The sequence below is a fragment of the Lentzea alba genome (assembly GCF_011067745.1).
Classification (GTDB): domain Bacteria; phylum Actinomycetota; class Actinomycetes; order Mycobacteriales; family Pseudonocardiaceae; genus Lentzea; species Lentzea alba.
On sequence record NZ_JAAMPJ010000003.1, the window covers coordinates 225748 to 252561 of the forward strand.

The 26814-nt window shown below is 68.9% G+C and carries 25 protein-coding genes; 14 read left to right on the forward strand and 11 right to left on the reverse strand.

The window, feature by feature from the left end; all coding sequences use genetic code 11:
• Positions 1–121 precede the first annotated feature (121 nt).
• Both G7043_RS13485 and G7043_RS13490 read right to left on the reverse strand, forming a co-directional pair.
• Positions 122–1027 (reverse strand): GNAT family N-acetyltransferase, encoded by a 906-nt coding sequence (locus tag G7043_RS13485; protein WP_166045953.1) that lies wholly within the window; start codon positions 1025–1027, stop codon positions 122–124.
• 85 nt (positions 1028–1112) lie between these two features.
• Positions 1113–2096, reverse strand: a complete 984-nt coding sequence (locus G7043_RS13490; protein ID WP_166045954.1) for an alkaline phosphatase family protein — start codon at positions 2094–2096, stop codon at positions 1113–1115.
• Positions 2097–2205: 109 nt separating this feature from the next.
• Between G7043_RS13490 and G7043_RS13495 the strand changes: the two genes are divergently transcribed.
• Positions 2206–3096 carry a Ppx/GppA phosphatase family protein gene (locus G7043_RS13495; protein WP_166045955.1) on the forward strand — a complete coding sequence of 297 codons (891 nt, stop codon included), beginning with the start codon at positions 2206–2208 and terminating at the stop codon, positions 3094–3096.
• 7 nt (positions 3097–3103) lie between these two features.
• Here the strand turns inward: G7043_RS13495 and G7043_RS13500 are convergent, their stop codons facing one another.
• Positions 3104–3454, reverse strand: coding sequence for an STAS domain-containing protein (locus tag G7043_RS13500; protein WP_166045956.1), 351 nt, complete (start codon positions 3452–3454; stop codon positions 3104–3106).
• A 126-nt stretch (positions 3455–3580) separates the two neighbouring features.
• On the opposite strand from G7043_RS13500, the gene G7043_RS13505 reads away from it, so the two are divergent.
• Positions 3581–3814 (forward strand): hypothetical protein, encoded by a 234-nt coding sequence (locus G7043_RS13505; protein ID WP_166045957.1) that lies wholly within the window; start codon positions 3581–3583, stop codon positions 3812–3814.
• Positions 3815–3887: 73 nt separating this feature from the next.
• Here the strand turns inward: G7043_RS13505 and G7043_RS13510 are convergent, their stop codons facing one another.
• A complete protein-coding gene (locus G7043_RS13510; RefSeq protein ID WP_207311130.1) occupies positions 3888–4283 on the reverse strand; it encodes an ATP-binding protein in 396 nt (131 codons plus the stop codon).
• A 95-nt stretch (positions 4284–4378) separates the two neighbouring features.
• Between G7043_RS13510 and G7043_RS13515 the strand changes: the two genes are divergently transcribed.
• Positions 4379–4747: an STAS domain-containing protein gene (locus tag G7043_RS13515; RefSeq protein WP_313887846.1), complete on the forward strand. Its 369-nt coding sequence runs from the start codon at positions 4379–4381 to the stop codon at positions 4745–4747.
• Here the strand turns inward: G7043_RS13515 and G7043_RS13520 are convergent.
• The gene (locus G7043_RS13520; protein WP_166045958.1) at positions 4720–8868 is read right to left on the reverse strand and encodes a HAMP domain-containing protein; all 4149 of its coding nucleotides are present in this window, start codon (positions 8866–8868) and stop codon (positions 4720–4722) included. The two genes, G7043_RS13515 and G7043_RS13520, sit on opposite strands and share 28 nt — an antisense overlap.
• A 131-nt stretch (positions 8869–8999) precedes the next feature.
• Here G7043_RS13520 and G7043_RS13525 point away from each other — a divergent pair, with 131 nt between their 5' ends.
• Positions 9000–10385: a PP2C family protein-serine/threonine phosphatase gene (locus G7043_RS13525; protein ID WP_166045959.1), complete on the forward strand. Its 1386-nt coding sequence runs from the start codon at positions 9000–9002 to the stop codon at positions 10383–10385.
• A 9-nt stretch (positions 10386–10394) separates the two neighbouring features.
• Here G7043_RS13525 and G7043_RS13530 read toward each other — a convergent pair whose 3' ends face one another.
• The gene (locus G7043_RS13530; RefSeq protein WP_242642239.1) at positions 10395–11003 is read right to left on the reverse strand and encodes an alpha-ketoglutarate-dependent dioxygenase AlkB; all 609 of its coding nucleotides are present in this window, start codon (positions 11001–11003) and stop codon (positions 10395–10397) included.
• Positions 11004–11069: 66 nt separating this feature from the next.
• Here G7043_RS13530 and G7043_RS49320 point away from each other — a divergent pair, with 66 nt between their 5' ends.
• A complete protein-coding gene (locus G7043_RS49320; protein WP_278185748.1) occupies positions 11070–11204 on the forward strand; it encodes a hypothetical protein in 135 nt (44 codons plus the stop codon).
• On the opposite strand, the gene G7043_RS13535 is transcribed toward G7043_RS49320, so the two are convergent.
• Positions 11201–11740: a TetR/AcrR family transcriptional regulator gene (locus G7043_RS13535; RefSeq protein ID WP_166045961.1), complete on the reverse strand. Its 540-nt coding sequence runs from the start codon at positions 11738–11740 to the stop codon at positions 11201–11203. The genes G7043_RS49320 and G7043_RS13535 overlap by 4 nt on opposite strands.
• 50 nt (positions 11741–11790) lie before the next feature.
• Here G7043_RS13535 and G7043_RS13540 point away from each other — a divergent pair, with 50 nt between their 5' ends.
• Positions 11791–13395, forward strand: a complete 1605-nt coding sequence (locus G7043_RS13540) for an AMP-dependent synthetase/ligase (RefSeq protein ID WP_166045962.1) — start codon at positions 11791–11793, stop codon at positions 13393–13395.
• Positions 13396–13474: 79 nt separating this feature from the next.
• Here the strand turns inward: G7043_RS13540 and ilvD are convergent, their stop codons facing one another.
• From ilvD to G7043_RS13560, 4 genes are all read right to left on the reverse strand, one after another.
• The gene (gene ilvD, locus G7043_RS13545) at positions 13475–15163 is read right to left on the reverse strand and encodes a dihydroxy-acid dehydratase (RefSeq protein WP_166045963.1); all 1689 of its coding nucleotides are present in this window, start codon (positions 15161–15163) and stop codon (positions 13475–13477) included.
• Between the two features lie 19 nt (positions 15164–15182).
• Complete coding sequence (locus G7043_RS13550; RefSeq protein WP_166045964.1) at positions 15183–16355, reverse strand: alginate lyase family protein; 1173 nt, start codon at positions 16353–16355, stop codon at positions 15183–15185.
• A 133-nt stretch (positions 16356–16488) separates the two neighbouring features.
• Positions 16489–17982: a DUF1996 domain-containing protein gene (locus tag G7043_RS13555; RefSeq protein WP_166045965.1), complete on the reverse strand. Its 1494-nt coding sequence runs from the start codon at positions 17980–17982 to the stop codon at positions 16489–16491.
• 90 nt (positions 17983–18072) lie between these two features.
• The gene (locus G7043_RS13560; RefSeq protein ID WP_166045966.1) at positions 18073–18990 is read right to left on the reverse strand and encodes a DUF4142 domain-containing protein; all 918 of its coding nucleotides are present in this window, start codon (positions 18988–18990) and stop codon (positions 18073–18075) included.
• Positions 18991–19142: 152 nt separating this feature from the next.
• Between G7043_RS13560 and G7043_RS13565 the strand changes: the two genes are divergently transcribed.
• The 8 genes from G7043_RS13565 to G7043_RS13600 all read left to right on the forward strand — a co-directional run bounded on the left by G7043_RS13565 (position 19143) and on the right by G7043_RS13600 (position 26561).
• Complete coding sequence (locus tag G7043_RS13565; RefSeq protein WP_166045967.1) at positions 19143–19901, forward strand: SGNH/GDSL hydrolase family protein; 759 nt, start codon at positions 19143–19145, stop codon at positions 19899–19901.
• A 171-nt stretch (positions 19902–20072) separates the two neighbouring features.
• Positions 20073–21473 carry an ABC transporter substrate-binding protein gene (locus G7043_RS13570; protein WP_166045968.1) on the forward strand — a complete coding sequence of 467 codons (1401 nt, stop codon included), beginning with the start codon at positions 20073–20075 and terminating at the stop codon, positions 21471–21473.
• Complete coding sequence (locus tag G7043_RS13575) at positions 21470–23287, forward strand: ABC transporter permease (protein ID WP_166045969.1); 1818 nt, start codon at positions 21470–21472, stop codon at positions 23285–23287. The genes G7043_RS13570 and G7043_RS13575 overlap by 4 nt, the downstream gene beginning before the upstream one ends.
• Positions 23284–23976 (forward strand): ABC transporter ATP-binding protein, encoded by a 693-nt coding sequence (locus tag G7043_RS13580; RefSeq protein ID WP_166045970.1) that lies wholly within the window; start codon positions 23284–23286, stop codon positions 23974–23976. The genes G7043_RS13575 and G7043_RS13580 overlap by 4 nt, the downstream gene beginning before the upstream one ends.
• Before the next feature lie 12 nt (positions 23977–23988).
• Positions 23989–24642, forward strand: coding sequence for an ABC transporter ATP-binding protein (locus G7043_RS13585; RefSeq protein WP_166045971.1), 654 nt, complete (start codon positions 23989–23991; stop codon positions 24640–24642).
• Positions 24639–25895, forward strand: a complete 1257-nt coding sequence (locus tag G7043_RS13590) for a choice-of-anchor P family protein (RefSeq protein WP_166045972.1) — start codon at positions 24639–24641, stop codon at positions 25893–25895. The genes G7043_RS13585 and G7043_RS13590 overlap by 4 nt, the downstream gene beginning before the upstream one ends.
• Positions 25896–25899: 4 nt before the next feature.
• A complete protein-coding gene (locus tag G7043_RS13595; protein WP_166045973.1) occupies positions 25900–26208 on the forward strand; it encodes a hypothetical protein in 309 nt (102 codons plus the stop codon).
• Between the two features lie 14 nt (positions 26209–26222).
• Positions 26223–26561 carry a hypothetical protein gene (locus G7043_RS13600; RefSeq protein ID WP_166045974.1) on the forward strand — a complete coding sequence of 113 codons (339 nt, stop codon included), beginning with the start codon at positions 26223–26225 and terminating at the stop codon, positions 26559–26561.
• Positions 26562–26814: the final 253 nt, after the last annotated feature.

Genomic DNA, 26814 nt, shown 5'->3' on the forward strand with positions numbered 1-26814 from the left:
TCCTTGCGCCCGGCGACACCCTGCCAGATCCGATCAAGCCGTGTAAAGAGAAGCAGAAATCGATTCTTCGCCTTGTGCCGGCGGAAAAACGAATTGTTCACAAGGGTGAACAATTCGATGCTCAGGCGCGAATCAGGACGGCGTCGAGATGGCGCGGGCTCAGGCCGTACCGCCGTTTGAAGTCGGCGTTTCCCCTGCCGCCTTCGAGCGTCGTCCTGCCCAGCCGGATCGCGAGCTTGACCGACTCGGCGAACAGCACGCCGTACGGGCTGTAGCGGCCGTCGACCGCGTAGTCGACGCCGCACGTCCAGGTGTGGAACCGGGTGGCGTCGGCGAGACAGACACCGGCGGCGACGAGCTTGCCGTGCTGGCGGACCTCGATCACGTGCGCGAGGTCGCCGAGCGCCGTGACGAACCTGGAGAAGGTGACGCCGGGGTAGAAGCCGGTGTTGTCGAAGCGGCTCGCCGTCTTGGTGCACAGCAGGGCGATCTCGTCGAGGGCAGCGTGCTCGACGGAGAGGATCTCGATCGCGACGCCCGCCTCCCGCGATCTTCGCTCGTTGCGCCGCAGGTTCGCTCTGGCGCGGATGCCGAGCCTGGCCAGGTAGTTCTCGTAGCTGCCCAGATCGGTGGTCCACCGGTCGGTCAGGTGGCGGGCGGGCAGACCGGCCGCCCTCAGATCGCGCGACAACGCGCCGCCGCGCTGGACGTTCACGAACCCGTACCAGCGCGCGTCCAGGATCGACGCCGCCTGGCTCATGGCGTCCAGCAGCACGGGCAGGACCTCGGCGGTGGCCGGCACGTGCGCGTCGTCGCAGTGCCAGGTGTGACTCAGCAGCACGGGCCCACCGCGTGCCTCCGGGTACGCCTCGTGCAGGCGGCGCAGCGGGTTCGCCGCCGACTGGAGGTAGACGGGCAGCACACCGACCAGCTTCTCGCCGTCGCGCACCAGGAAACACCCGGAGTAGTCCGCATTGGTCAGCGGCGCCAGTTCGTAGGCGCTGATGTACGCGTGCTCGTAGAACACCGGCGCTCCGCTCGCGTGGACCACCGAATCCCAATCGGCAGCATCGATTTCCCTTATGGAGCTCGAAAATTCCACGCGCACGCACTTACTGTACGGCCTGCCAGACCGCGTAGGGGACGTCGATCTCGTCGCGGCTCAGGCCGCCGTGCTCGAACTTCACGGACGGGTCTGGGATCGGGAACCCCGGCGACGCCGCGACCGCGACGACGGGACCGGCCTCCGGCTGCGGCAGACCGAGGTCGGTCGCGTGGTGCACGGTGGCCGTCGAGCCCAGAGTCGTTGCCACGCGGTCGAAAACGGCTTCCAGGCGGTCGGCTTTCGGGTAGAGCCAGCGGGTCCTGCCCGCGCCGCCCGACGGGATCACGCACTCCTCGCGGACGATCGCGTCCCACGCCTCGACGAGGTCCGGATCGGGATCGACGGCGACCTGGCCGTGGTCCGAATGCGCGACGACCGTCCAACCCTGTGCGGCCCAACGGGAAGCGTGCGCGTCGAGGCGCAGCATGGCCTCGTGCACCGACTCGTCGTACCCGTGGCGGTGCACGTGGTCGTCGATGTTGACGTACGTCCAGAGGAACCGGGCCTGGTCCACGGCCTTGTCGAGGTCGGCCACGACATTGGCGACGAGCAATGGCGGATCCTCCGCCTGAGCGGCGAGTTTGTGCCGCAACGGCGCGGGTATCCGGGTGCAACCTCGCAGCAGGGCGTGGGCCCACGTTCCCTCGAGGAGGTCGAGTTCTCGGGCCAGAACGGTGGCGCCGTGCCGTTCCAGGACGGTCGGCAGGTCCGGGATCGCGGGCGTGCCGTTGATCGCGTGCACGAGCCCGGATCCGTTGCGGTACACCGTTCCCGGCACGCGGTGGACGTCGGCCGGGACACCGGTCAGCGCGGTCAGCCAGGCCGTCGCGGACGTGGTCGGCACCGTGGAGGAAAGAGTGGAGATGGAGGCGGACAGCCACGACTGTTTGGCGACGTCCGAGGAGAGGCCGTCCACTGCCAGGACGATCACGCCGCGCTTCGCCGTGCCGAGGGCGTGTTCGAGCCGGGAAGGAATCTCCGCCAGTGACATCGGGCGACTGTAACGCATCTCATCCGGCCAAGATTGCCTGTTCGGGGGCTAAGTTCCGCAGAATGTGTGCCGATGGGGTAAAGAAGACTTGAGAGAAGGAAGGTGGCGGATGTCGGTCGGGGTTCTGGACGTCGGGTGCTTCAGCGCACACCTGGTGGTCGTGGAACGAGACCTGATGCGTCCGCTGGTGTCCCACAAGGTCCGGCTGCGGCTCGACCGGGAACTCGACTCCGACGGGGTCATGAGCCGTGACGGCATCGAGTCGGTGTGCGCCGCCGTGCTGGCCGCGCGCAAGAAGGCCGGCGACGTCCCCTTCCTGCCCTTCGCCACGTCCTCCGTCCGCGACTGCGCGAACGCCGACGAGGTCATGCGCAAGGTCGACAGACGCACCGGCGTCGAGCTGAAGGTGTTGTCGGGCAAGGAAGAAGCTCGTCTCTCGTACACCGCGGCACGGCACTGGTTCGGCTGGAGCGCCGGGCGGATGGTCGTGCTGGACGTCGGTGGTGGCACCGTGGAACTGGCGGCCGGATCCGGGGCCGAGCCGGAGCTCGCGGTGTCGTTGCCTTTGGGGGCAAGGACTCTGACCCGAGCCGGGCTGACCGTGCAGGACATGCGGTCCGAGGTCCAGGACCGGCTGGCCGAGGTCTTCCCGGCCGATGAGAGCGCTCGCGCCATCGGCTGTTCCAAGGTGTTCGAGCAGCTGGCCCGGCTCGCCGGAGCGCGCACCGGCCCGTACGCGACGCGGCAGTTGCGGCTCAAGGACCTGGAGAAGTGGATCCCGCGGCTGGCGAAGCTGTCGGTGCGCGAACGCGCTGCCCTGCCGGGGATCTCCCGCCACCGGGCCCAGCAGTCGCTGGCGGGCGCGGTGGTCGCGGAGGGGTTGATGAAGGTGGCGGGTCACGAGGTCGTGGACATCTCGCCCTGGTCCACCAAAGAAGGCCTGTTGCTGGATCTCGTGGAACGGTCGCGCGTCCGGCGTTCGGCGGCCCTGTCGGCCTAGCGCCGGCCTAGCAGCCGCTCAGCGCCGTCACCGCGTCGTCCACGTCGGTGAACAACAGCAGCAGCTGGTCGACGGCCGTCATCTCCAGGGGGCGCAACACGATTCTGCTGTCGCTGACGACGCCGAACTTGATGCCGAGCTCGTCGGCCTGGACCTGCGTCTCCACGAGCGCGCGGATTCCCTCCGACCCGAAGAAACGCACTTCCCGCAGGTCGACGACCAGGGCGGGCGGCTTGCGGTCCAGCAGCTCGGCGAGCCTGCTGGTGACCGGTGCGGAGGACATCATGTCGATCTCGCCGGTGAGAGCGACGATCGGGATGGACTGGACGTAGGTGGTCTTGTGTCGAAGTTGGTTCATTTGGACTCCCGTCCGCACCGACCGTACGCGCCCGCGGGTGACGACCACAAGCTGAGACGGTTTTCTCCAGGCCACGGCGGGTACACGCCGAGTGACCGCATATTCCCTGATAGACGAGGAGGAACCGTGTCGACCACGGAGACCGGTCACGTCACAGGAACGAGGGACAAGGACTACAACATCCTCTGGTTCACCGAGGCGTGCCTCGACAACGCGCTGCGCCTGGAGACCTACATCTCCGACGCCGAGCGCGACGGCGACCAGGAGCTGGCGGAGTTCTTCCGCAAGGCCCAGGGCGAGAGCCAGAAGGGTGCCGAGCAGGGCAAGCGCCTGCTCGCGTCGCGCCTCAGCAAGTCCTGATCGAGCCAAGTCCTGATCGAGCACCGAACGCGGGCGGGGTGTTCTTTCCCGTCGCACCCCGCCACCGGTGTTCTCAGGCCTCCAGCTCGGCCCACACGACCTTCCCGCGTGCGCCCGGTGTCGTCCCCCAGCGCGCGCTCAACGCCTGCACGAGCTGCATCCCGCGCCCCCGCGCGCTGTTGGGGTTCACCGGTCTGAGCTGGGGCTGCTTCGACGACTCGTCGTGCACCTCGACCAGCATGCCGGCGGGCTTTCTGCTCACGCTGAGTGTGATCGGTCCCTCACCGTGGTCGATCCCGTTCGACACGAGCTCGGTCACGACGAGCTGCGCGTCATCGGTCAGATCCTCCGACAGGCCCCACGAGGCAGCGGCCTCGCGCACCACCTGACGTGCACGAGCGCACGACCCGCCCTCGGCGGTCAGGGTCACCCGCACCTCAGCCAGTGGGTCGTTCAGCACAAGGCGCATCGTCGCACATCCGGTGGGTCATCCGGATCTTTCAGCCCCCCGGTGGTCGCATGGTCGGACGCCGTGCTGCACGATTTGGGTCGCACGAGTCGGGCGTGGCGGAAGGAACGGCGACGATGGAGCTCAACGTCGGCAGCGAGGTCCAGCGGGGATGGCGAGTGCTCGCCGTCGCCGGTGAACTGGACATCGACACCGTCCCCGTGCTGGCCGCACGGTTCGATGCGGACGTCACCGGGACGCACGCCGTCCTGGACCTGTCCGGGCTGCAGTTCATGGACTCGACCGGGCTGGCGCTGGTGCTGGAGTGGCACCGCCGGCTGGCCGACGCCGGGGGCCAGCTGCGGATCGCCTCGGTGCAGGGGCCGGTCCGCCGGCTGTTCGAGCTGGCGGACGTGGCCGAGGTGCTGAGCCTGCACGAGACGGTGGACCAGGCGGTTCAGGCCTCCGCGGACACGCCCAGGTAGTAGGCGATCAGCCGGATCAGGTGTTCGGTGTCCACCGGCTTGGTCACGTAGTCGGTCGCGCCGGACGCCAGTGACTTCTCGCGGTCGCCCTTCATCGCCTTGGCCGTCACGGCGATGACCGGCAGGTCCGCGTAGCGTTCCATGGCCCGGATGGCAGAAATCGTGGCGTTGCCGTCCAGCTCCGGCATCATGATGTCCATCAGCACGATCGCCACGTCGTCGTACTGTTCCAGCGCGCGCACGCCCGTGATGCCGTTGTCGGCGTAGATGGCTTCCAGGCCGACCAGTTCCAGCACGCTCGTCAGCGCGAAGACGTTGCGCAGGTCGTCGTCGACGACCAGGACCTTCTCGCCGTGGAAGCGGATCGAGCCGGACGCGGCCAGGACCGGGGCGGGCGTCACGATCGGCGTGGGTTCCGGCAGGACGACCGCGTCGGAGACCACCTTGCCCAGCGGCAGGCACAGCGTGAAGGTCGAGCCGATGCCCGGTTCGGACCTCACCCGCAGCGCGCCGTTGAGGAGCTGCGCCAGTTCCCGGCTGATGGACAGGCCGAGGCCCGTGCCGCCGTACTTGCGCGACGTGGTGCCGTCCGCCTGCTGGAACGCCTCGAAGATGACCGCGAGTTTCTCGGCGGGGATGCCGATGCCCGTGTCGTGCACGTCGAACGCCACTGTGGACGGATCGTCCATGCGCACGTGCAGGCGGATGCCGCCGTCGTGGGTGAACTTGACGGCGTTCGACAGCAGGTTGCGCAGGATCTGCTGCAGGCGGTGCTCGTCGGTGCGCAGGGTCTCCGGCACGTTCGGATCGACGCGGACCGAGAACTCGAGGTTCTTCTCGGCGGTCAGCGGCAGGCACAGCGTCTCGACGTAGCGGACCAGTTCGTCGAGGCGGACCGGGTCCTCGTGCAGCGTCATGTGGCCGGCCTCGACCTTGGTCAGGTCGAGGATGTCGTTGATGAGCTGCAGCAGGTCGGAGCCGGACGAGTGGATCGTGCGGGCGAACTCGACCTGCTTGGCGTTGAGGTTGCCGTCGAGGTTGTCCGCCAGCAGCTTCGCCAGGATGAGCAGCGAGTTCAGCGGCGTGCGGAGCTCGTGGGACATGTTCGCCATGAACTCGGACTTGTACTTCGACGCGGTCTGGAGCTGCCGGGCCCGGTCCTCCAGCTCCTCCGAACCGGCGCGGAGCTCGGTGGTCAGGCGCTGCGACTCGACCAGCAGGGCGTCGGTGCGGGAGTTGGCGAGCAGCGTGTTCACGTTGACGCCGATGGCCTCTTTCAGCTGGTCCAGCAGGTCCAGGTGGACGTCGGTGAACTCGTTGAGCGAGGCCAGCTCGATCACGCCCAGGGTCTCGCCCTGGAAGAGGATCGGCAGGATCACCAGGTTGACCGGCGTCGACTCGCCCAGAGCGGACGACACGGTCAGATAACCGCCGGGAACGCGGGTGACCAGGATGGTCTTCTTCTCCAGCGCGGCCTGGCCGACCAGCGACTCGCCGAGGGCGACCCGCGTGGTGCGGGCGGCGTCCAGGCGGAAGCCGTACGACGCGGTGAGCTCCAGCGTCTGCTTGGTGTCGTCCTCTTCCTGGATCTGGAAGAACGCGCCGTGGTGGGCGCTGACCAGCGGCGTCAGCTCGCTCATGATCAACGACGCCAGCGCGCGGAGATCGCGGTGGCCCTGCATCAAACCGGACAAACGCGCCAGGTTGGTCTTGAGCCAGTACTGCTCGCGGTTCGCGCGGGTCGTTTCCTTGAGGTTCGCGATCATCTGGTTGACGTTGTCCTTGAGCTCGGCGAGCTCGCCGGACGCGTCGACGGTGATCTGCCTGGTCAGGTCACCCGCGGTCACCGCGGTGGCGACGGCGGCGATCGCGCGGACCTGGGTGGTCAGGTTGGACGCCAGCTGGTTCACGTTGTCGGTCAGTTTCGACCACGTGCCGGCCACGCCGTCGACCTCGGCCTGGCCGCCGAGCTTGCCCTCGGTGCCGACCTCACGGGCGACCCGCGTGACCTCGTCGGCGAAGCTCGACAGCTGGTCGACCATCGTGTTGATGGTGGTCTTGAGCTCGAGGATCTCGCCGCGGGCCGAGACGTCGATCTTCTTCGTCAGGTCGCCCTGTGCCACCGCCGTCGTGACCTGGGCGATGTTGCGGACCTGGTTGGTCAGGTTGTCCGCCATGAAGTTCACCGAGTCGGTGAGGTCCTTCCACGTGCCCGCCACGCCGGACACGCGCGCCTGGCCGCCCAGGATGCCCTCGGTGCCGACCTCGCGGGCGACACGGGTGACCTCGTCACCGAACGCGCGCAGCGTGTCGACCATGCCGTTCAGCGTCTCGGCGAGGGCCGCGACCTCGCCCTTGGCCTCGACGGTGATCTTCTTCGAGAGGTCGCCGTTCGCGACGGCGGTGGCGACGGCGGCGATGTTGCGGACCTGGTTGGTGAGGTTGTCCGCCATCAGGTTGACGTTCTCGGTCAGGTCCTTCCACGTGCCGGCGACACCCTGCACGCGGGCCTGACCTCCCAGCCGGCCGTCCGTGCCGACCTCGCGGGCGACGCGGGTGACCTCCTCGGCGAACGACGACAGCTGGTCGACCATCGTGTTCAAAGTGGACTTCAGCTCGAGGATCTCGCCGCGCGCGTCGACGGTGATCTTCTGCGACAGGTCGCCGTTGGCCACCGCCGTCGCGACGTGCGCGATGTTGCGGACCTGGTTGGTCAGGTTGTTGGCCATGAAGTTGACGTTGTCGGTGAGGTCGCGCCAGGTGCCGGCGACGCCGGGGACCTGGGCCTGACCTCCCAGCCGGCCGTCGGTGCCGACCTCGCGGGCGACGCGGGTGACCTCCTCGGCGAACGACGACAGCTGGTCGACCATCGTGTTGATCGTGGTCTTGAGCTCGAGGATCTCGCCGCGGGCGTCGATCGTGATCTCCTGGGTCAGGTCGCCGCGCGCGATGGCGGTGGTGACCTGGGCGATGTTGCGGACCTGGGTCGTCAGGTTGTTGGCCATGACGTTCACCGAGTCCGTCAGGTCACGCCACGTGCCCGCGACGCCGGGCACCTGCGCCTGACCACCCAGCCGGCCGTCCGAGCCGACCTCGCGGGCGACGCGGGTGACCTCGGCGGCGAACGACGACAGCTGGTCGACCATCGTGTTGATCGTCGACTTCAGTTCGAGGATCTCGCCGCGCGCGTCGACGGTGATCTTCTGGGTCAGGTCGCCCTGGGCGACGGCGGTGGTGACCTGGGCGATGTTGCGGACCTGGGTGGTCAGGTTCTCCGCCATGAAGTTCACGTTGTCGGTCAGGTCGCGCCACGTGCCGCCGACGCCGGGCACCTTCGCCTGGCCGCCGAGCTTGCCGTCCGTGCCGACCTCGCGGGCGACCCGCGTGACCTCGTCCGCGAAGGACGACAGCTGGTCGACCATCGTGTTCAGCGTGTTCTTGAGCTCCAGCATCTCGCCGGAGACGTCGACCGTGATCTTCTGGGTCAGGTCGCCGTTCGCCACCGCGGTCGCGACCTGGGCGATGTTGCGGACCTGGTTGGTCAGGTTGTTCGCCATCGAGTTGACGTTGTCGGTCAGGTCGCGCCAGGTGCCGGCCACGCCGGGAACCTTCGCCTGACCGCCCAACCGGCCGTCCGTGCCCACCTCACGCGCGACCCGCGTCACTTCGTCCGCAAAGGACGACAGCTGGTCCACCAGGCCGTTCACCGTCGAACCGAGCGTGGCGAACTCACCGCGCAGCGTCTGGTCCGACATGCGCTTGGTCAGGTCGCCCTCGGCGACGGCGGCGAGCACCCGGCTCAGCTCGCTCGTCGGCCGCATCAGGTCCTCGACCAGGCCGTTCACCGAGTCCGCGATCAGCGACCAGCCCCCGGCGGTGCCCGCGGGCGCCACTCGTTCGGTGAGCCTGCCCTCCTGGCCGACCGCCTGCCGGACCCGGCCCAGCTCCCCGGCGAGCCACTGGTTGCGCTCCGCGATCTCGTTGAACACGTCCGCGAGCGCCGACACGGGCCCGTTCCCCGGCACCACCAGCCTGCGGCGGAAGTTGCCGTCACGCAGGTCTCTCATGGCGGAGAGAACCCGTTCGAGGGTCGCGTCCGTCTCTTCGTTGGCCGTGGTCACTCCAAGCCTCCGTGCCTCGGTGGTCGCAGCCAAGCCTGCCACGTTAGGTTGGGAGCGAGGTAACTTGATGCCCCGATGCACGCCAACTACCCGCGGGAGGCCGTGATGATCCGGCCACAGGACTCCGGCGGATGAGCAGCGCCGTGGGGATCGACCTGGACGGCTGGCAACGCCTGGTGGACGGGCTGCGCGAAGCCGTCCTCGTCGTCGACCCCGCCGGAGTGGTGCGCGTGCGCAACGCCGCGGCCGCCGACCGATTCCCCCGCCTGCGCCTCGGCGGGCACTTCGACGTGCACGTCGCGGGACGTCAGCACGACCTCGGCGAGGGCTGGAGTGCCTGGTACTTCACGGACTCCGCGCTCGACCACGCCCATCTGCGGCTCGCCGGCGGGACTTCGCGCGAGACGACGCTGAAGACGATCGTGCAGCTCGCGGCGGAGTTGCTGGGCGAGCACTGCGTCGCCGTGGTGCCCGCGACCCGCGATCGCCTGGAGTGGTGGCGTTGTGGCGGCGGCGAACCGACGGTGACGCGCTCACCACGCCGGGCGTCCACGCTGTCCGAAGTGCTGACCGGTACCTCCACGCTGACCAGGATCACCTCTTTGGGTGAAGGCAACTGGGGTGTGCCGGAGGACTTCGGTTGCGCGCTGGCCGTGCCGCTGGGCATCGGCGGCGCGCTGGTGGTGTTGCGCAAGGGCGACTTCGCGCCGAACGACGTCGAGCGCGTCCGGCTGTTCGGCAAGCACGCGGCGGTGGCGCTGGAGTCCGCGTCCCGGCTGACCGAGCAGCAGCGGACGATCGACGTGCTGCGCTCGGCGTTGCTGCCGTTGCCGTTGCCCGAGGTGCGTGGCGTGTCGATGGCGTCGGTGTTCATCCCGGCACACCAACGAGCGTTGGTCGGCGGCGACTTCTACGACGTGCACCCGCGCACGGACGGTTCGGCGACGTTCGCGCTGGGCGACGTCTGCGGCCACGGCCTGGAAGCCGCGGTCCACAGTGGACGTGTGCGGCAGTCGCTGCAGGCGCTGTCGCTGGTCGAGACGAACCCGGTGCGGCTGCTGCACCTGTTGAACACCTCGTTGCGCGCCACCGGTTCCAAGCTCTTCACCACGATCGTCGTCGGCGAGCTGGTGCCGCTCGCGGCCGGGGGAGCGCGGCTCTCGCTCGCGTCCGGCGGGCATCCCGCGCCGCTGATCCTGCGCGCCGACGGCACCGTCCAGGACGTGAGCGCGCCCGGTGCGATCGTCGGCATCCTGTCCGATGTCCGTTTCCACGGCGAGCAGGTGACGCTCGCGCCCGGCGACACGCTGGTGCTGTACTCCGACGGGTTCACCGAGGCCCGCGCGCACAACGACCGCACCGAACTGTTCGGCGAGCAGCGGCTGCGGGCCGTGCTGAAGGAGTGCAAGGGCCTGTCGGCGGAGGAGATCGCCCGGCGCTGCGAGGAAGCGGTGCTCAAGTGGCTCGATCGCGACGACCACGACGACCTCGCCCTGCTGGCGGTCCAGGCGGTGTGAGGCCGTGGTTCAGCGGACCCCGTGCGGCCGGAACTGGATGCTGATGCGCGGGCCCACGACCTTGGAGGTCTTGGGGATGGCGTGTTCCCAGGTGCGCTGGCAGGAGCCGCCCATCACCAGCAGGTCGCCGTGGCCCAGCGCGTACTTGTGGGTCTCGCCGCCGCCGCGCGGGCGCAACAGCAGAGCACGCGGCGTGCCGACGGACAGGATGGCGACCATCGTGTCCTCGGTCTGGCCGCGGCCGATGGTGTCGCCGTGCCACGCCACGCTGTCGCGGCCGTCGCGGTAGTAGCAGAGGCCGGCGGTGGTGAACGGTTCGCCGAGCTCCGGCAGGTAGTGCTCGGACAGGGCCGCGCGGGCGGTGGTCAGGACGTCGAACGGGAGTGCGCCGCCGTAGAAGCAGAGCAGGCGGGGGACGTCGACCACGGTGTCGTACATCTGGCGGCGTTCGGCTCGCCAGGGCACCTCGTCGACCAGCCGGTCGAACAACGCGTCGGCGCCCGAGAGCCAGCCCGGTTGCACGTCGATCCACGCGCAGTCGCTCAGCGGGGTGCGGCGCGGGGCGAGCGGGGCCAGGGCCGGCTCCGCCTCCAGGTCGAACAGCGATCCCTGGCGCATGGCCGCAGCATAATCGAACATGTGTTCTATGGCTAACGAACTGCGGGGTGCGCGGATGATCCCGGCATGACTGGGGACGAGGAAGAACTGCAGGAGATCGTGCAGGTGCACGGGGTCGTCATGCAGTTCGACCGCGTCGGACCCGGCGTCGTGACTGAAGGCATCGTGGTGATGCCCCGCGAGGCCGAGGAAGAGGCCTAAGGCTTCAGGACCGCCCAGACGGCGTCCGCGACGAGTTCGCGGGCCTGGGCCAGGTCGAAGACGCCCAGCAGGAACCGGCGCACCGACTCGTGTGCCGGGCCCATCGCCACGGGTTCGAGGGCCCAGGGCGGGATCGAGCGCAGTTCGCCCGCGGCCATGCGGGCGAGGAACCACGTCAGGACCGGGGTGAACTCCGCCTGCTTGGCCGCCGGGTCGGCGTGGTCCGGGGCGGCGTACAGGAAGCGGGCGCGGCTGGGGTTCGCCGCGACCCAGTCCAGGTAGTTCAGCGTCAAAGCCCTGACCGTGGCCTGAGTTGGTCCGGCGTCGAGCGCGGGCAGCATCGCGGCCACGCAGCGGGCGTAGCTGTCGGCGTAGAGCTGGGCGAACACGCCCGCGCGGCTGCCGAAGTGGTGGTAGATGCTGCCGTTCGACATGCCGGAACGCTCGGTCAGTGCTGCGATCGTCACGGCGTCCAGGCCGCCCTCTTCGACGAGCTTCAGGGCCGCGTCGAGGAGGGACTGTCTTCGGTCAGCCATGAGGGTTAGAGTACCGCTCTGGAGCGTCGCTCCAGAGAAGGGGAGTAGCAATGGCGCTGTCGATTCCCGACCTGCTGCGCGACCGGGTCGCCCGCACGCCCGACGCGGAGGCGATGCGGTACCGCGACCGGGGCGGCTGGGCCTCGCTCACCTGGGCCGAGCTGCAGGAACGCGTGGCGAAGGAAGCGTTCGGGCTGCGCGCTCAAGGCCTCGGCAAGGGTGACCGGGTCGCGCTGATGGGCGGCACCAGCATCGCGTGGATCATCACCGACCTCGCCGTGCTCGCGGCCGGTGGCGCCACCACGACGATCTACCCGAACAGCACCGAGGCCGAGGTCGCGCACATCCTCAGCGACTCCGGCAGCCGCATCGCGGTCGTGGAGACCGACGAACACGCGAGCCTCGTGCCGGACGGCGTCGAGGTGCTCCGGTTCGGCGCGATCCCCACCCAGGACGGCGACTACGACGCGTTGATCGGCGAACTGCGCGCCGACGATCTCGCGACGTTGATCTACACCTCGGGCACGACCGGCACGCCCAAGGGAGTCGAGCTCACCCACGACAACTGGCTGACGACCTCGGAAGCCGTTGCCTCCCTTGGCATTCTGCAGCCGAGCGACCTGCACTTCCTGTGGCTGCCGCTGTCGCACGCGTTCGGCAAGGTGCTGACGATGGCGATGATCGCCGCGGGCGTGCCGACCGCGGTGGACGGCAAGGTCGAGCGGATCGTCGACAACCTCGGCGAGCTCAGGCCGACGATCGTGGCCGCCGCGCCGCGCATCTTCGAGAAGATCCACGGCCGGATCGTCGCGGGTGCGCGGGAGAAGGGCGGGCTCACCGAGAAGATCTTCCGGTGGGCCGACCGCGAGCACGGCCCCGCGACGCGCTGGCTCGCGGATCGCTTGGTGTACCGCAAGCTCCGGGACCGCGTCGGCGGACGGATCCGGTACTTCGTGTCGGGGTCGGCGCCGCTCGCCCCCGAGATCGCGGAGTTCTTCGACCGGGCCGGCATCACGATCCTGGAGGGCTACGGGCTCACCGAGTCGTCCGCGGGAACGTTCCTGAACCGGCCGGGCATGGTCCGGATCGGCACGGTCGGGCCGCCGATCCCCGGCATGGAGGTCAAGATCGCGGAGGACGGCGAGGTCCTGCTGAGGGGCCCCGGTGTCATGCGCGGCTACCACAACCGGCCAGACGCCACGGCCGAGACGCTGGTCGACGGCTGGCTGCACACCGGCGACATCGGCGAGCTCGACGACGCGGGGCGGTTGAAGATCACCGACCGCAAGAAGGAGCTGATCAAGACCTCGGGCGGCAAGTACGTGGCGCCCACCCGGATCGAGAGCATGATCAACGCGGCGTCGCCGTACATCAGCAACGTGATCGTGCACGGCGACCGCCGCAAGTACTGCGTCGCGCTCGTGACGCTCGACCCGGACACCGCGTCTGGCCTCGCGAAAGCCGACGCGGAGGCCGAGGTCGAGAACGTGATCAAGACCGTCAACGCGCAGCTCGCGCGGCACGAGACGATCAAGCGCTTCGCCGTGCTGGAGCACGACTTCAGCGTCGAGGACGGGTTGCTGACCGCGTCGCTGAAACCACGCCGCCGCGAGATCGAGAAGCGCTACGCCGACGTTCTGGACAGCCTCTACTAGTCGCAGACCGCTCCGCTATCGCTGCCATGAACGGTGCTTTTGTGGACCCCAGGTCCACAAAAGCACCGTTCATGGCCAGTCAGTCGCAGACAGCGCCGCGCGAGGCCGAGCCGACGAGCTTGGCGTACTTGGCCAGCACGCCGCGTTCGTAGCGGGGAGGCAGTGGTGCCCAGCCCTCGCGGCGGCTGTCCAGGTCGGCGTCCACGTCGAGGGTGCCGGCGGCGACGTTCAGCGTGATCTGGTCGCCGTCGCGCACGAACGCGATGGGCCCGCCGTCGACCGCTTCCGGTGCCACGTGCCCGACGCAGAGTCCCGTGGTGCCACCGGAGAACCGGCCGTCGGTGAGCAGCAGGACGTCCTTGCCGAGGCCCGCGCCCTTGATCGCCGCGGTGATGGCGAGCATCTCGCGCATGCCAGGCCCGCCCTTGGGGCCCTCGTAGCGGATCACCACGACGTCGCCGGCGGTGATCGTGCCGTCCTCCAGCGCGTCCATCGCGGCGCGTTCGCGGTCGAACACCCGCGCGGTGCCGGTGAAGACGTCCGAGTCGAAGCCCGCGGACTTGACCACGGCGCCGTCCGGAGCCAGCGAGCCCTTCAGGATCGTGATGCCGCCGGTGTGGTGGATGGGCTTGTCCAAAGCCCGCAGCACGAGGCCGTCCGGGTCGGGCGGCGCGATGTCGGCGAGGTTCTCCGCGACCGTGCGGCCGGTGACGGTGAGGCAGTCGCCGTGCAGCAGACCGGCGTCCAGCAGGGCCTTCATCACCACGGGCACGCCGCCGATGCGGTCGACGTCGGTCATCACGTGCCGCCCGAACGGCTTCACGTCGGCCAGGTGCGGCACGCGCGAGCCGATGCGGCTGAAGTCGTCCAGGGACAGTTCGACGCCGGCCTCGTGCGCGATGGCGAGCAGGTGCAGCACGGCGTTGGTGGAGCCGCCGAACGCCATCACGACGGCGATCGCGTTCTCGAACGCCTCGCGCGTCATGATCTGCCGGGCGGTGATGCCGCGCCGCAGCATCTCGACCACGGCCTGGCCGGAGCGGCGCGCGAACCCGTCCCGCCGCCGGTCCGTCGCCGGGGGAGCGGCACTGCCGGGCAGCGACATGCCGAGGGCCTCCGCCGCGCTGGCCATGGTGTTCGCCGTGTACATGCCGCCGCACGCGCCCTCACCGGGGCAGATCGCGCGTTCGATCAGGTCGACGTCCTCGCGGCTCATCAACCCGCGGGAGCACGCCCCGACGGCCTCGAAGGCGTCGATGATCGTGACTTCCTTCTCGGTGCCGTCGGTCAGCGTGACCCGGCCCGGCAGGATCGAGCCGGCGTAGAGGAACACGCTCGCCAGGTCGAGCCGCGCGGCCGCCATCAGCATGCCCGGCAACGACTTGTCACAGCCCGCGAGCAACACCGAGCCGTCCAGCCGCTCGGCCTGCATGACCGTCTCGACGCTGTCCGCGATCACCTCGCGCGACACCAGCGAGAAGTGCATGCCCTCGTGGCCCATCGAGATGCCGTCCGACACGGAGATCGTGCCGAACTCCAGCGGATACCCGCCCGCCGCGTGCACGCCGTCCTTGGACGCCTTCGCGAGGCGGTCCAGCGACAGGTTGCACGGCGTGATCTCGTTCCACGACGAAGCGACGCCGATCTGCGGCTTCTCCCAGTCCTCGTCGCCCATGCCGACGGCCCGGAGCATGCCGCGCGCGGCGGTGCGCTCCAGGCCGTCGGTCACGTCGCGGCTGCGTGGCTTCACGTCCGGTGTCTCGGTCATGAGCGCACGCTAGCCGGTACTAGGCGGGGTTCGCCGCGTGAGTCAGCGTCTCCCAGGCGATGAAGAGGTTGTCGGTCCCGTGTGGACGGTGTGACTCGGTGTAGAGCTGGGTGTTCGCCATCGCGATGCCGAGCCTGGTGTTCAGGGCGTTGAACGAGACTTCCGGCGTCGGCCCGAGCTCACGCGAGTACGAGCCGCCGCACAGCCACGACGGCACCGGCGTGCCGTTCTGGTACTTGGTGTGCAGGCCCCACGCGTGCCGCATGCGTTCCCGGATCTCGCCCCAGATGTCCTGACCCTGGTGCCGGGCGGTCTCCGCGAAGTGCGACGCCGCCGAGAGGCCGTAGCCGGTGTGCGCGAAGTCCCGGCAGGTCTCCTGGGCCAGGCCGTCGACGAACGTGGACTGGTTGTGCCAGTAGGAGATGATCTCGGCCCTGGTGTCGATGCCGCTACCCGGCGGCGTCTTCGGCAGTGCCCCGTCGGTGGTGAGGTAGATGAACGCCTGGATGCGGGTGCGGAAGATGCCGACGGCCTTGTCGTAGGCGGCGCGGTCCTCCAGGAACACCGCGATGCCGAGCGAGGCCTCCATCATGCTGAGTTCCCAGTTGCCGTTGGTGTTCGCGCGGCCGTTCTGGATCTCGGGCAGGTAGACGTCGCGCAGCATCGTGGCGAACCGGGCGCTGTTCGGCCAGTTCCCGTGGACGTGCTTGATGATCTCCGCGGCCTTGGGCCAGCTGCTGGCCGACCAGGCGGTCTGCAGCGGGGCGTTCGAGTTGGTGTGGTCGCGGATCGTGGCCGACCAGGCGTCCATGATCTGGATCGCCTTGGCCGCGTACCTGTTGTCGCGGGTCACGTACCAGGCGAGCGACAGGGTGTAGGCGGCGATGGCGTCTTCGCGTTCGTCGGTGCAGCCGTGGTTCGGGTTGGTGTAGGGGCCGCATTCCACGACGGCGCGTGGCCTCGGCGTGCGGTTCAGGTCGGCGTACTTCGACGCCATCATGCGGTCGTAGGCGAGTTTCCACGGCTGAGCGCCGGCCAGGACCTTGGTGCGCACGAAGTCCAGCTGTGGGCGGGAGACGACGACTCCCGGATGGACGAACGTCGCCGGCGCCGCCGCGGCGGACGGACCGGTGACCGGGACTACGAGAGATGCCAGCAGTGCGATCAGCACCGCGCAGGAACGGGTGACCATGAGGTCAGTGTCAGTGGTCTATACCTTTGGGTCAAACATCCCGGTTCAACGTTCACGTCGGTGAACCCGGACGGCGAAAATCCCCGGTGCGCGGGAGGTGCACCGGGGATTTTCGGTCAAGCGGTCTACAGCGTCACTCGCGGCACTTCTTGCCGGTGTTCACGCAGTTGACCAGGCGGTTCATGATCTGCTGCGACATCACGTTCGCGAAGTCGTCGTGGTCGGTGATCGGGTTGTGCTCCTCCTCCGGGAAGGAGTCGACCAGGTAGCGACCTTCCTTCTGGACGTTCTGCGGGATGTTGTAGGTCAGCGAGATCCGCAGCTGCGGAACGGCCTTGAAGCCGTTCTTGCACTTGCCGTTCTGGTCCGGGAAGACGATGTGGTCCCGGTGGTTGGCCGAGTCGATGTTCTTGCCGTCCCAGCAGCTCGGGAAGTCGTGGACGCGCTTGACCTTCGAGTTCTGCGGGCAGATCGGGTACTTGTCCATCAGCACCTTGTCCTCGAACCCGGTGCAGGTCCACGAGGCCTTGGCGTTCTTCGGGCCGTTCTGGCCGGCCTTGGCGTCGCCGTAGAGGACGCGGAGGAACTTGGGCATCGCGACGACCTTGCCGGTCGGGCTGCCGCGGAACTGGAGGTCGACGACGGCGGGACGCTGGATCTCGCCCTCGTTGCCCTCGAGCTCGTTGTTCGCGTTCTCCTCGGCGTTGTTCTGGTTCTTCTTGTCCTCGGTGCCTTCGGCCTGCGCGTCGTCGTTGTTCTCGGCGCCGTTGCCCGCCTTGGAGGCCTGGCCGGCTTCCTTGACCGTGCAGGCGGCAGCCGGGTTCAGGTCCGGGGCCTGCTGGCCCTGACGGCTGAACGCCAGCATCATCCGGTTCAGGATCGCGGCGCGCTTCTCCCGCGTCGGGCCGACGATGATGTTGTTGACGTCCTGGGCCTTGACCTGCTCGAGCCGCTTCTCCGCCTCGTCGGTCACCTTCTCGAGGTTCCCGAGCTCGCGGTCGATCTCCGCCTGGGCGGCGTTCGGCACGTTCTCAGGGAGTCGCGACGCGACGTCGGGGCACTCGAGACGGGCCTCGGCCTTGTCGGCCTTGTCCTTGTCCTGCTGCGCCTTGTCGTCCTTCTTCGGCGGAGCCTGCTCCTGCTGCTCTTCGCCGGCCTCGGCCTCTTCGCCGGCTCCAGCCTCTTCGGCTTCCTCGTCGACGATGCGCACGACGGGCCAGAAGTAGGCGGACTTGTCACCGTTCTTGCAGGTGGTGCCGGCGGCCTGGAGCGACTTGTTGTTGGAGTCCGCGTTCGTGGACAGGTTGCCGACGTAGTCGTGCAGGTGCTCGGCACCGTTGCGGACACCGGGCTGCGCGATGAAGTTGTCCGGGTTGAAGTGCCCGTTTTCGTTGCGACCGCAGTCGACCGTGAACGTACCTGTGGTGGCGTCGTTCTCCGGTTTTGGTTTCTTGACGTTCGCCTTCACCTTGGTGATGTCGACGAACAAGCTCTTGTCTGGCCCGTCGGCGAGCGCGGTGCCATCAGAAGAACTGATGGCCACCACCGTGGCACCACCAGCGACCAGGGCCATCGCCGCTGCGGCGGCGGTCAGCCAGATCGTGGATTTCCTACGGTGAAAAGCCATTTGCCACCTCGTGTAGTCCGATAAAACGGCATGGTGAAGCTGACGGCGGTTAGGGCCGTGTTGTTCGGGTTGAACTTCGGTGTGCGGTCTTCAGTAAGAACGAGAACTTCTTCGAGACTTTTTCTTCGACCGGGAAATCATTCGCATTCCCACCAGCGCGAGCGCGAGCACCGCGATCGCTCCGAAGAAGACACCGTTGTTGTCCCCGAACACGCCTTGCTCGGCGGTGCGGGTGAACTTGGTGCCCTCCGGCACGGTCGGGATCACGCCGTCGGTCGGGTTGGCTGAAGCGTCCGCGTTGTCGTTCGCGGTGTCGCTCGCGTTGTCCCCGGTCGGCTCCGGCGCCCCGGAAGCGGGCGGCGGCGGAGCGAGTGGCTGGGGGGACTCCAGCGCGGCGAAGTCGACCTTGCCGGTGTCCTCGAGCACCTTCATGTGGTCGAAGACGGTGATCATCGCCTGCGTGGCGAGGATGCGGACGAGCTCGTTCTTGGTGCCGGCCCGCATCTGCGCGGAGAAGCCGTAGACCTTGCCGTGTGCCGCGCGGAGCCGGTTGGCGAAGACGGCGTCGAACTCGTCGCCGGTCGCCGCGTCCATCTCGGCGAGCCAGCCCTTCTGCTCGTCGGAGGCCTCCGTGGGCAACGTGTGCCCGAGCAGAACGCCCGCCCGGTTCACCACTTTGTCCAGCAGCGTGTGGCCCTCGATGAGGTGCTTGCAGGCTTCCTGGATCTTGGGCTGGTCCGGCCGCTTGGCCTTGCCCTTCTCGCCCGCGGGCTGCTCCCACAGTCCGGCCTGCTTGACCCGGTTCAGGAAGTCCCGGTCGGCGGGTCCGAGCGGGCCCCACTGCGTCTGCACGACCTCGTCGCCCGTCCCGGCGCTACCGGGAGGCGGGGTCGAGATCGGCGTGGACGGAGTTGCGGGCTGGCCGATCGCGCTCCCGGTGTTGAGCAGCACGGCCAGCGCACAGCCAGCCAGCGCGACCATCAGTCGCGTCGGCTTTGCCAAGTCCATGGGGAGTCGCACGAACGGGGATACGGCCAGCAATGGGAGCGCGCCTCAGTTCGAGACGCTGCCGTTATCGAACCGTTATCTACTGCGGCGCAACCCAGAGCTACCTGGCTCCGAATGCACGGCCGCTACCTGCACGACTTAGGGTCGTGAGCATGAGCAAGCGTTTTGTGGCGTTGGGGGACTCGTTCACCGAGGGAGTGGGCGACTACGACGCCGGACGTCCGAACGGGGTGCGCGGCTGGGCGGACCGCGTCGCCGACGTCCTGGGGGCCGCCGATCCCGAGTTCGCCTACGCCAACCTGGCCGTGCGCGGCCGGCTGCTCCCGCAGGTGCTCGACGAACAGCTCGAGCGCGCTCTCGCGATGAAGCCCGACCTCGTCTCGCTCTACGCGGGTGGAAACGACCTCATGCGGCCGAAGGTGGACATCGACGCGCTGATGCGCCGGTACCGCGCGGCCGTCGCGCGCGCGTGCAACGCGGGCGCGCGGGTGATCCTCTTCACCGGTGTGGACGGTGCCGACGACCCGGTGTTCCGCAAGATGCGTGGTCGTGTGGCCATCTACAACGAACACGTGCGCGCGATCGCCGCCGAGCACTCGTGCGTTCTGGTCGACATGTGGGCGATGCGTCAGCTGCGTGACCGTCGCATGTGGTCGGCGGACCGACTGCACCTCAACTCGCTCGGGCACGCCGAGGTCGCCATTTCGGTGCTCGACGGTCTGGGGGTCTCGCACGACCTCACCCGCACCGTTCTCGGGGTCGCGCCACTGGTCGATCGGAGGGCCCGGCGGGCGGAGGACGTGAGGTGGGCGCGCGAGCACGTCGTGCCGTGGGTGATGCGCCGGCTGCGCGGTGAGTCGTCCGGTGACGTGATCCGGCCGCGCCGCCCCGAACTGCTGCCGCCTGGGTAGAACGTGTTCCTCAGGGCGGCTCGGTTTAACGAGGCAACCCCGGTTTGGTGACGGTATTCCTCGCGATTCTTTGCAGATAGAACGTGTTCTAAAATCGGTGTGGGCCACCTGGGTGAAATCGCAGGTCGCAGGCTCGGGCTGGATTGATGCAGTGGCCTAGCGTTCGTCCGCATGCATCGCAGGGCTGCGCTGGTCGCTTTGGTGGTCTGCGCGTTGATCGCGGGGTGTGGCAGCAGGCTCACCGACGAGCAACGCGCGGCACTCGTGGTGCCCCAGGGAGGGGCGGCGGGGACTCAGGACGGCACGGCGACGGGCGAGGACGGCGCCGTGTCCGGCACCGACGGGACCGCGGGCCAACCGGGTGCGAACAACCCCCAGCAGCCGAACAAACAGCCGAACCCGCCGGGCAGCATCGCGGGCGCCTGCCAGGGCACCGGTGGCGCCACGGACAAGGGCGTCACGGCCGGCGAGATCACGATCGCCAACATCTCGGACATCAGCGGCCCGGTGCCGGGCATCTTCCAGTCGGCGCAGCAGGCGACCAAGGCGTTCGTCGAGTACTTCAACGCCACCCAGGGCGCGATCTGCGGCCGCAAGCTCAAGCTCGTCTCGTTCGACTCGCGCACCGACAGCGGCGGTGACCAGCAGGCCACCGCACAGGCCTGTGAACAGGCCTTCGCGCTGGTCGGGTCGATGTCGGCGTTCGACCAGGGCGGCGGGCCCGCCGCGGCCGGGTGCGGCATCCCGGACCTGCGCGCCTCGACCGTCACCGCGCAACGGCAGCGCACCGCGGTCAGCTTCGGTGTCGCGTCCAACGTGGTGAACCTGGTGTCGTCGGCCGGGCCCGACCTCGTCAAGTCGAGCTTCCCCGGCGCCATCGGGAGTGCCGCCTACCTGTACCTGAACGCCGACGCGAGCGCGCAGAACGCCAAGAGCATGCAGAAGGCGGCCGAGGCGCGCGGGATCAAGTTCGTGTACTCGCAGGCCATCGACATCACCGACGTCAACTACGCGCCGTACGTGGCCAAGCTCAAGGAGACCGGCGCCAAGATCGTCTACTGGATCGGCTCCGGGCAGTACGCGGTCCGGTTGCAGCAGGCCATGCGGCAGCAGGGATACACGCCGGAAGCGTTCATCACGGACCCGTCCGCGTACGACCCGCAGTACATCCGGCAGGGCGGCGCGGCCGTCGACGGCACCGTCGTCTACACGAACGGCGCGCTGTTCGAGGAGTCCAACGCCCAGGTGGCGCTGTACAAGCAGTGGCTCGGGCGGGTGGCGCCCGGTGCGGCGCCGTCGTACTTCGGGATGTTCGCGTGGGCCGCGGCGCGGTTGTTCGTGACGACGGCGGCGAAGGTGGGGCCGCAGCTCACGCGCAAGGCGATGCTCGACGCCGTTCGCCAGGTGCACGACTTCACCGCTGAGGGGATGGTCGCGCCGCAGGACGTCGGCGGCAAACGGACTTCGGCCTGCATGACGCTGGTGCGGCTGAAGGGCGGGGCGTGGAGCCGGTTGGCCCCGGCGTCCGGGTACTCGTGCGGGACGTTGATCGACACGGGGGTGGGCGGATGACCGCGCTGCTCGCCTACACCATCTTCGGCCTGGTCACGGGCGGCGCCTACGCCGTCGTCGCGGGTGGGCTCGTGCTGACCTACAGCACCTCCAAGGTGTTCAACGTCGGGCACGGCGCGATCGGCATGGTCATGGCGTTCCTCTACTGGGAGCTCGCGGAGAACCGCGGGCTGCCGCAGTGGCTGGCACTGCTGATCGTGGTCGGCGTGTGCGCGCCGCTGTTCGGGCTGCTGATCGAACGGTTCGTGATGCGCCGGCTCGCGGGCGCGCCGATCGGGATCACCCTGGTGGCCGGGGTGGGTGTGCTGGTCGGGCTCATCGGGGTGGCGCAGGTGATCTGGCCGCCGCAGGCCCGGCCCGTGCGGCCGTTCCTCGATCAGTTGGGCGTCCACATCGGACAGTCGTTCGTCAGCGGGCACGACCTGGTGACCTTGGTCTGCGCGGTGCTCGTCGCCGCCGGGCTGTACCTGTTGCTGAACCGGACGCGGACCGGGCTCGCGATGCGGGCCTGCGTGGACGCGCCGGAGCTGGCCGCGCTGTACGGAACCCGGCCCCATCGGCTGTCGGCGATGAGCTGGGCGATCGGGTCGGCGCTGGCGGCGTTGGGCGGGATCCTGCTGACGCCGGTGGTGCAGCTGGACTACGTGACGATGACGCTGCTCGTGATCACCGCTTACACCGCGGCGCTGGTGGGGCGGTTGCGGAGTCTGCCGTGGACGTTCGTGGGCGCGCTGGGGCTCGGGCTGGTGCAGTCGTACGCGGTGGCCTACCTGCCCTCGTCGCAGTTCTGGATCTCGTTCCGGGCGGCGATTCCGGCGTTGCTGCTGTTCGTGGTGCTGCTCGCGATGCCGCAGTCGCCGTTGCGGATCGGTGGGGTGCGGGGGTCGCGCGGGGTGGCGGTGCCGACCGGGGTGGCCACCGGCGTCGGCGCTGGGCTGTTCGCAGGCGTGGTCGTCGTGCTGGCGCTGCTGGTGGACTCGGTGGTGGCCGGGCAGCTCGCGCTGGCGCTGGTGTTCGGGATCGTGCTGCTGTCGATGGTGCTGCTCACCGGGTACGGCGGGGTGGTGTCGCTCGGGCAGTTCACGTTCGTCGGCGTGGGCGCCGTGACGGTGGCGCGGCTCGGTTCGACGTCGGTCTTCTCGTTGCTGCTGGGCGCGTTGGTCGCCGCGGCGGTCGGGGCGTTGATCGCGTTGATCGCTCTGCGCGTCAGCGGGCTGTACCTGGCGTTGGCGACGCTGGGGTTCGCGCAGCTGATGGACAAGCTGGTGCTGCAGTCGCCCATCGCGTTCGGCGTGCGGGGTTCGTTGCAGGTGCCTCGGCTGGTCGAGTCGGCCTCAGCGCAGCTGCTGGTGGCCGCCGGGGTGTTCGCGCTGGTCGGTGCCGGTGTGCTGGCGGTGCGGCGCGGACGGCTGGGGCGCCGGATGATCGCGGTCAAGGACAGCTCGGCGGCGTGCGCGACGCTGGGGATGAACGTGCGCTGGATCCGGGTCTGGGTGTTCTCGCTGTCGGCGGCGATCGCGGGGCTGGCCGGCGGGCTGTTCGCGCAGCTGCGGGAAACCGTTGCGGCGAGCGACTTCCAGCTGTTCAACAACCTGCCGCTGCTGCTGTTCGCGGTGATCGCGGGCGTGACGTCGGTGTCCGGGGCTGCCCTGGGCGGGCTGCTGCTGATGCTGCTCCCGGTGCTGCAGAGCGGTTTCCCGGCGCTCGCGGGCGTGGCGGTGGTGCTGCTCGGCGTCGCGGCGGCCGGGCTCGCGCGGGACCCCAACGGCCTGGTGAGCTGGTTCTTCCGGGCCTGGTCCTGGCGGCGCGCATGAGCACGTTGCTGGTGGAGGGAGTGACGGTCCGGTTCGGCGAGGTGATCGCCGTCAACGACGTGTCGCTGTCCGTCGACGTCGGGGTGACCGGGCTGATCGGGCCCAACGGCGCCGGCAAGACGACGTTGTTCGACGTGATCAGCGGGTTGCGGCGGCCGTCGGCGGGCCGGGTGGTGCTGGACGATCTCGACATCACGGCTCGGGGGCCGCACCAGCGGTCGCGGCTCGGGGTGGCCCGGACGTTCCAGCGGCTGGAGGTGTTCGGGTCGCTGACCGTGTGGGAGAACGTCGTGGTGGCGCTGGAAAGCCGCCGCAGGTCGTCCCGGCTGGCTACCGGACTGCTGGAACGGGTGGGGATCGCGGAGTTCGCGTCGAACCAGGCCGACACCGTGCCGACCGGCGCCGCGCGGCTGCTGGAGCTGGCCCGTGCGCTGGCCACCGATCCGTGTCTGCTGCTGCTCGACGAACCGTCGTCCGGGCTGGACCGCGCGGAGACCGACGCGTTCGGCGAGCTGCTGCGGGAGTTGGTGGGGGAGGGGCGTTCGGTCGTGCTGGTCGAGCACGACATGGACCTCGTGATGGGCTACTGCGACCAGGTGCACGTGCTGAACCTGGGCCAGCTCCTGACCTCCGGCACACCGTCCGAGATCCGCGCGCACGAGGGTGTCCGGGAGGCGTATCTCGGATGATCGGATCCCAAAATGATTGATCTCAGTGACGTCCACGCCGGATACGGCCGGATCGAGGTGCTGCGCGGCGTCTCGCTGAACGTGCCGCGCGGCACCGTGACGGCGTTGCTGGGCCCGAACGGCGCGGGCAAGTCGACGCTGGTGAAGGTCCTCAGTGGACAGCTGCGCGCCACGGCGGGGCATGTCCACCTGGGTGGTGTGCACGTGAACGACGCGCCTCCGGACGAGCTGGCGCGGGCCGGTCTGTGCACGATCCCGGAAGGCCGCGCGATCTTCCCGAACCTCACCGTGGCCGAGAACCTGCGGCTCATGCGCGGTGACGCCGACCTGGTCTACGCGCGGTTCCCCAAGTTGAAGGCGCGGCACCGGCAGCTCGCGGGCTCGATGTCCGGTGGCGAGCAGCAGATGCTCGCGTTCTCCCGCGCGTTGATCACCGATCCGGCCGTGGTGGTGATCGACGAGCTGTCGATGGGACTCGCGCCGGTGATCGTCGCCGAGCTGTACGAGGTCGTGAAGGAGCTGGCCGCCGGTGGGGTCACGATGCTGATCGTCGAGCAGTTCGCCGAGACGGCGTCCGCCGTGGCCGATCAGGTCGTCGTGATGACGCACGGCGAGATCTCCGAGGACAACGACCTGGCTTCCGTCTACTTCGGAGGGACATCGTGAGGTACGCGCTCGTTCTGCTGCTGCTTCTGCTGTCCCCGGCACCGGCAACGGCCGCGGAGATCGGCGGGTTCACGCTGTCCGCCCGCGCGGCACCTGTCTCCGTGCTGCTGACCACCGATCTGCTCCCGGTGCCCGCGGAACCACAGGGCGAGGTGCACCTGTCGTACACGCAGACCGAGCTGGGTTCGGGCCCGATCGGCCGGTCGCTCGCCAGCTCGCTGTGGCCGGGCGCGGCCGTGGGCACCGGGTTGCCGCAGCTGGTCGGTTTCGCGTACCCCGTGCAGGCCAACGCGGCGCACCCCGGCGGCCCGGCCGACGAGTCGAAGTCGGGCATGCGAGCAGGCGCCTCCGCATCCAAAGCCGAGTCCTACGCGGGCGCCAAGCAGGAGGTGCCGTTCCTGCTCACGGCCGACGGGCTGGCGTCGTCGAGCGTGAGCTCGGTGTCCGGTACCGAGGCGCGTTCCTCGGCCGTGTCGTCCGCGCAGACGATCACGCTTTTGTCCGGACTGGTGGTGCTGTCCGGGGTTCGCTTCGAGTCCGTCGCAGTGAGCGACGGGGCCAAGGGGAGCGGCACGAGCACGTTCTCGGTGGCGGAGTTCACCGTGCTGGGCCAGAAGTTCCCGGTCAAGTCGCCGGCCGCGCCGCCGGACGGCTTGCTGAAGGCGTTGGAACCACTGGGAGTCACGCTGACGTGGCCGACGTCCGGCACGAAACTCGAAGGCACCGGAGCCACCTCCACCAGCCGTGGCCTGAAGCTGACCGTCGATGTGCTGGCGTTGCGGACCAAGCTGGGCCTCGGCGGAATCCTGGACGGCATCGTGGCACCGTTGCTGCCCAAGGAACTGGTGCCGCTGCTGAACCCGCTGCGCAAGATGGAGATCATCGTCGGCGACACCGAGGCCGTCGCAAACGCTTCCGCCGCATCACCTCTGACTCCGCCGGACGTTCCGGTGCCGCAAGCACCTCTGGTTCCGCCACCTGCTGACGGGGCTTTGTCTCCCCCCTCGCCCGGTACGCCACCGGTGGCCGGGGTGGCACCGCCGCGGTCGCCGGTGACGCCGGTGGCCTCGGCCCGCGCCAAGCCCCGCTCGCTGCTCGACTTCCCCGGCGTACCAGCACTTCTGGTCCTCACCGGACTGGGCGTAGCCGCCGCGGGCGCGTTCGGCATGAAGTCGTTCGGCACGTTCCTGCTGGGCGGCGCACCTTGTCCCTCCGGACACCCGACCGGTGTCCCAGACCTGCGCAACGGGTGACCACATGACCATGCAGGACAGGCGCCGAGCGCGGATGCAGAGCGGTCTCGGCCTGATCGGCACGATGCTGATGACGGCGGGGATCGCGGCGATCCTGTTCGCCTGGTGGGGCGTCGCGCACACCGGGTACGTGTTCGAGCAGATCCCGTACGTCGTCTCGGGCGGGATGCTCGGGGTCGGGCTGATCGGGGTCGGCGGGTTCCTCTACTTCGGATCGTGGCTGGTCAAGCTGCTGGAGGAGCAGCGGCAGACCACGTACGCGCTGTTGCAGCTGCTGGAGGAGCGGGACGTGGAACGCGTGGACCAGCTCTGAGGGAAGATTCCGTCGTGATCGGTTGGTTCCGCCACTACTACCCGGACGACGACATCTGGCTCCACTACGAGGTGGACGACGAAGGTTGGGTGTGCCGGCAGGTTGATCTGCGCGGCGTGGACATGCGGCCGACGACAGCGGCGTCGCTGGCCGAGGTGATGCACGCGCGAGACACCGGCGGTGCTGAAGCGGTGATCGCGTACGAGCGGAGGTTCGGCGTCTTGGCCGAGGCATGCGATCCGGACGGGTGGCACGGCCAGGACGACGTCGAGGTGATCTCCGCGGAGGAGTTCGAACAGATCTGGGCCGTCGCCCGCGATGCGCTCGAAAATGCTGGCCAGCCGGGGTCCTGACGGGCCGGGTCGTTTCATCGCCGCTTCGCGACGATTGCGATTGGGGCTTGACTTCGGGGCCCTTGCGAGGCGCATATCGGCCTGTAAAAGCCGGGCATGTAGAGCGCCCGGCCGTTCCGAACACGGTAGCACCTCGCACCCAAAGTCAAGCCCCAATCGCGCGATGGTCGCCTTATCACCGCTTGGCCAGCGGTTCACTCTATCGTGCTCGACTTTAGACGTTATCCCGTCGTGATCTTGCGGTAAAGTAGAA

Bases quoted from the DNA above. Each gene is read 5' to 3' on its own strand.
- G7043_RS13490 (WP_166045954.1), bottom strand. From the start codon at position 2,096: ATGTCACTGGCGGAGATTCCTTCCCGGCTCGAACACGCCCTCGGCACG.
- G7043_RS13495 (WP_166045955.1), top strand. From the start codon at position 2,206: ATGTCGGTCGGGGTTCTGGACGTCGGGTGCTTCAGCGCACACCTGGTG.
- G7043_RS13500 (WP_166045956.1), bottom strand. From the start codon at position 3,454: ATGAACCAACTTCGACACAAGACCACCTACGTCCAGTCCATCCCGATC.
- G7043_RS13510 (WP_207311130.1), bottom strand. From the start codon at position 4,283: ATGCGCCTTGTGCTGAACGACCCACTGGCTGAGGTGCGGGTGACCCTG.
- G7043_RS13525 (WP_166045959.1), top strand. From the start codon at position 9,000: ATGAGCAGCGCCGTGGGGATCGACCTGGACGGCTGGCAACGCCTGGTG.
- G7043_RS13530 (WP_242642239.1), bottom strand. From the start codon at position 11,003: ATGCGCCAGGGATCGCTGTTCGACCTGGAGGCGGAGCCGGCCCTGGCC.
- G7043_RS49320 (WP_278185748.1), top strand. From the start codon at position 11,070: ATGACTGGGGACGAGGAAGAACTGCAGGAGATCGTGCAGGTGCACGGG.
- G7043_RS13535 (WP_166045961.1), bottom strand. From the start codon at position 11,740: ATGGCTGACCGAAGACAGTCCCTCCTCGACGCGGCCCTGAAGCTCGTC.
- G7043_RS13540 (WP_166045962.1), top strand. From the start codon at position 11,791: ATGGCGCTGTCGATTCCCGACCTGCTGCGCGACCGGGTCGCCCGCACG.
- ilvD (WP_166045963.1), bottom strand. From the start codon at position 15,163: ATGACCGAGACACCGGACGTGAAGCCACGCAGCCGCGACGTGACCGAC.
- G7043_RS13550 (WP_166045964.1), bottom strand. From the start codon at position 16,355: ATGGTCACCCGTTCCTGCGCGGTGCTGATCGCACTGCTGGCATCTCTC.
- G7043_RS13555 (WP_166045965.1), bottom strand. From the start codon at position 17,982: ATGGCTTTTCACCGTAGGAAATCCACGATCTGGCTGACCGCCGCCGCA.
- G7043_RS13560 (WP_166045966.1), bottom strand. From the start codon at position 18,990: ATGGACTTGGCAAAGCCGACGCGACTGATGGTCGCGCTGGCTGGCTGT.
- G7043_RS13565 (WP_166045967.1), top strand. From the start codon at position 19,143: ATGAGCAAGCGTTTTGTGGCGTTGGGGGACTCGTTCACCGAGGGAGTG.
- G7043_RS13570 (WP_166045968.1), top strand. From the start codon at position 20,073: ATGCATCGCAGGGCTGCGCTGGTCGCTTTGGTGGTCTGCGCGTTGATC.
- G7043_RS13575 (WP_166045969.1), top strand. From the start codon at position 21,470: ATGACCGCGCTGCTCGCCTACACCATCTTCGGCCTGGTCACGGGCGGC.
- G7043_RS13580 (WP_166045970.1), top strand. From the start codon at position 23,284: ATGAGCACGTTGCTGGTGGAGGGAGTGACGGTCCGGTTCGGCGAGGTG.
- G7043_RS13585 (WP_166045971.1), top strand. From the start codon at position 23,989: ATGATTGATCTCAGTGACGTCCACGCCGGATACGGCCGGATCGAGGTG.
- G7043_RS13595 (WP_166045973.1), top strand. From the start codon at position 25,900: ATGACCATGCAGGACAGGCGCCGAGCGCGGATGCAGAGCGGTCTCGGC.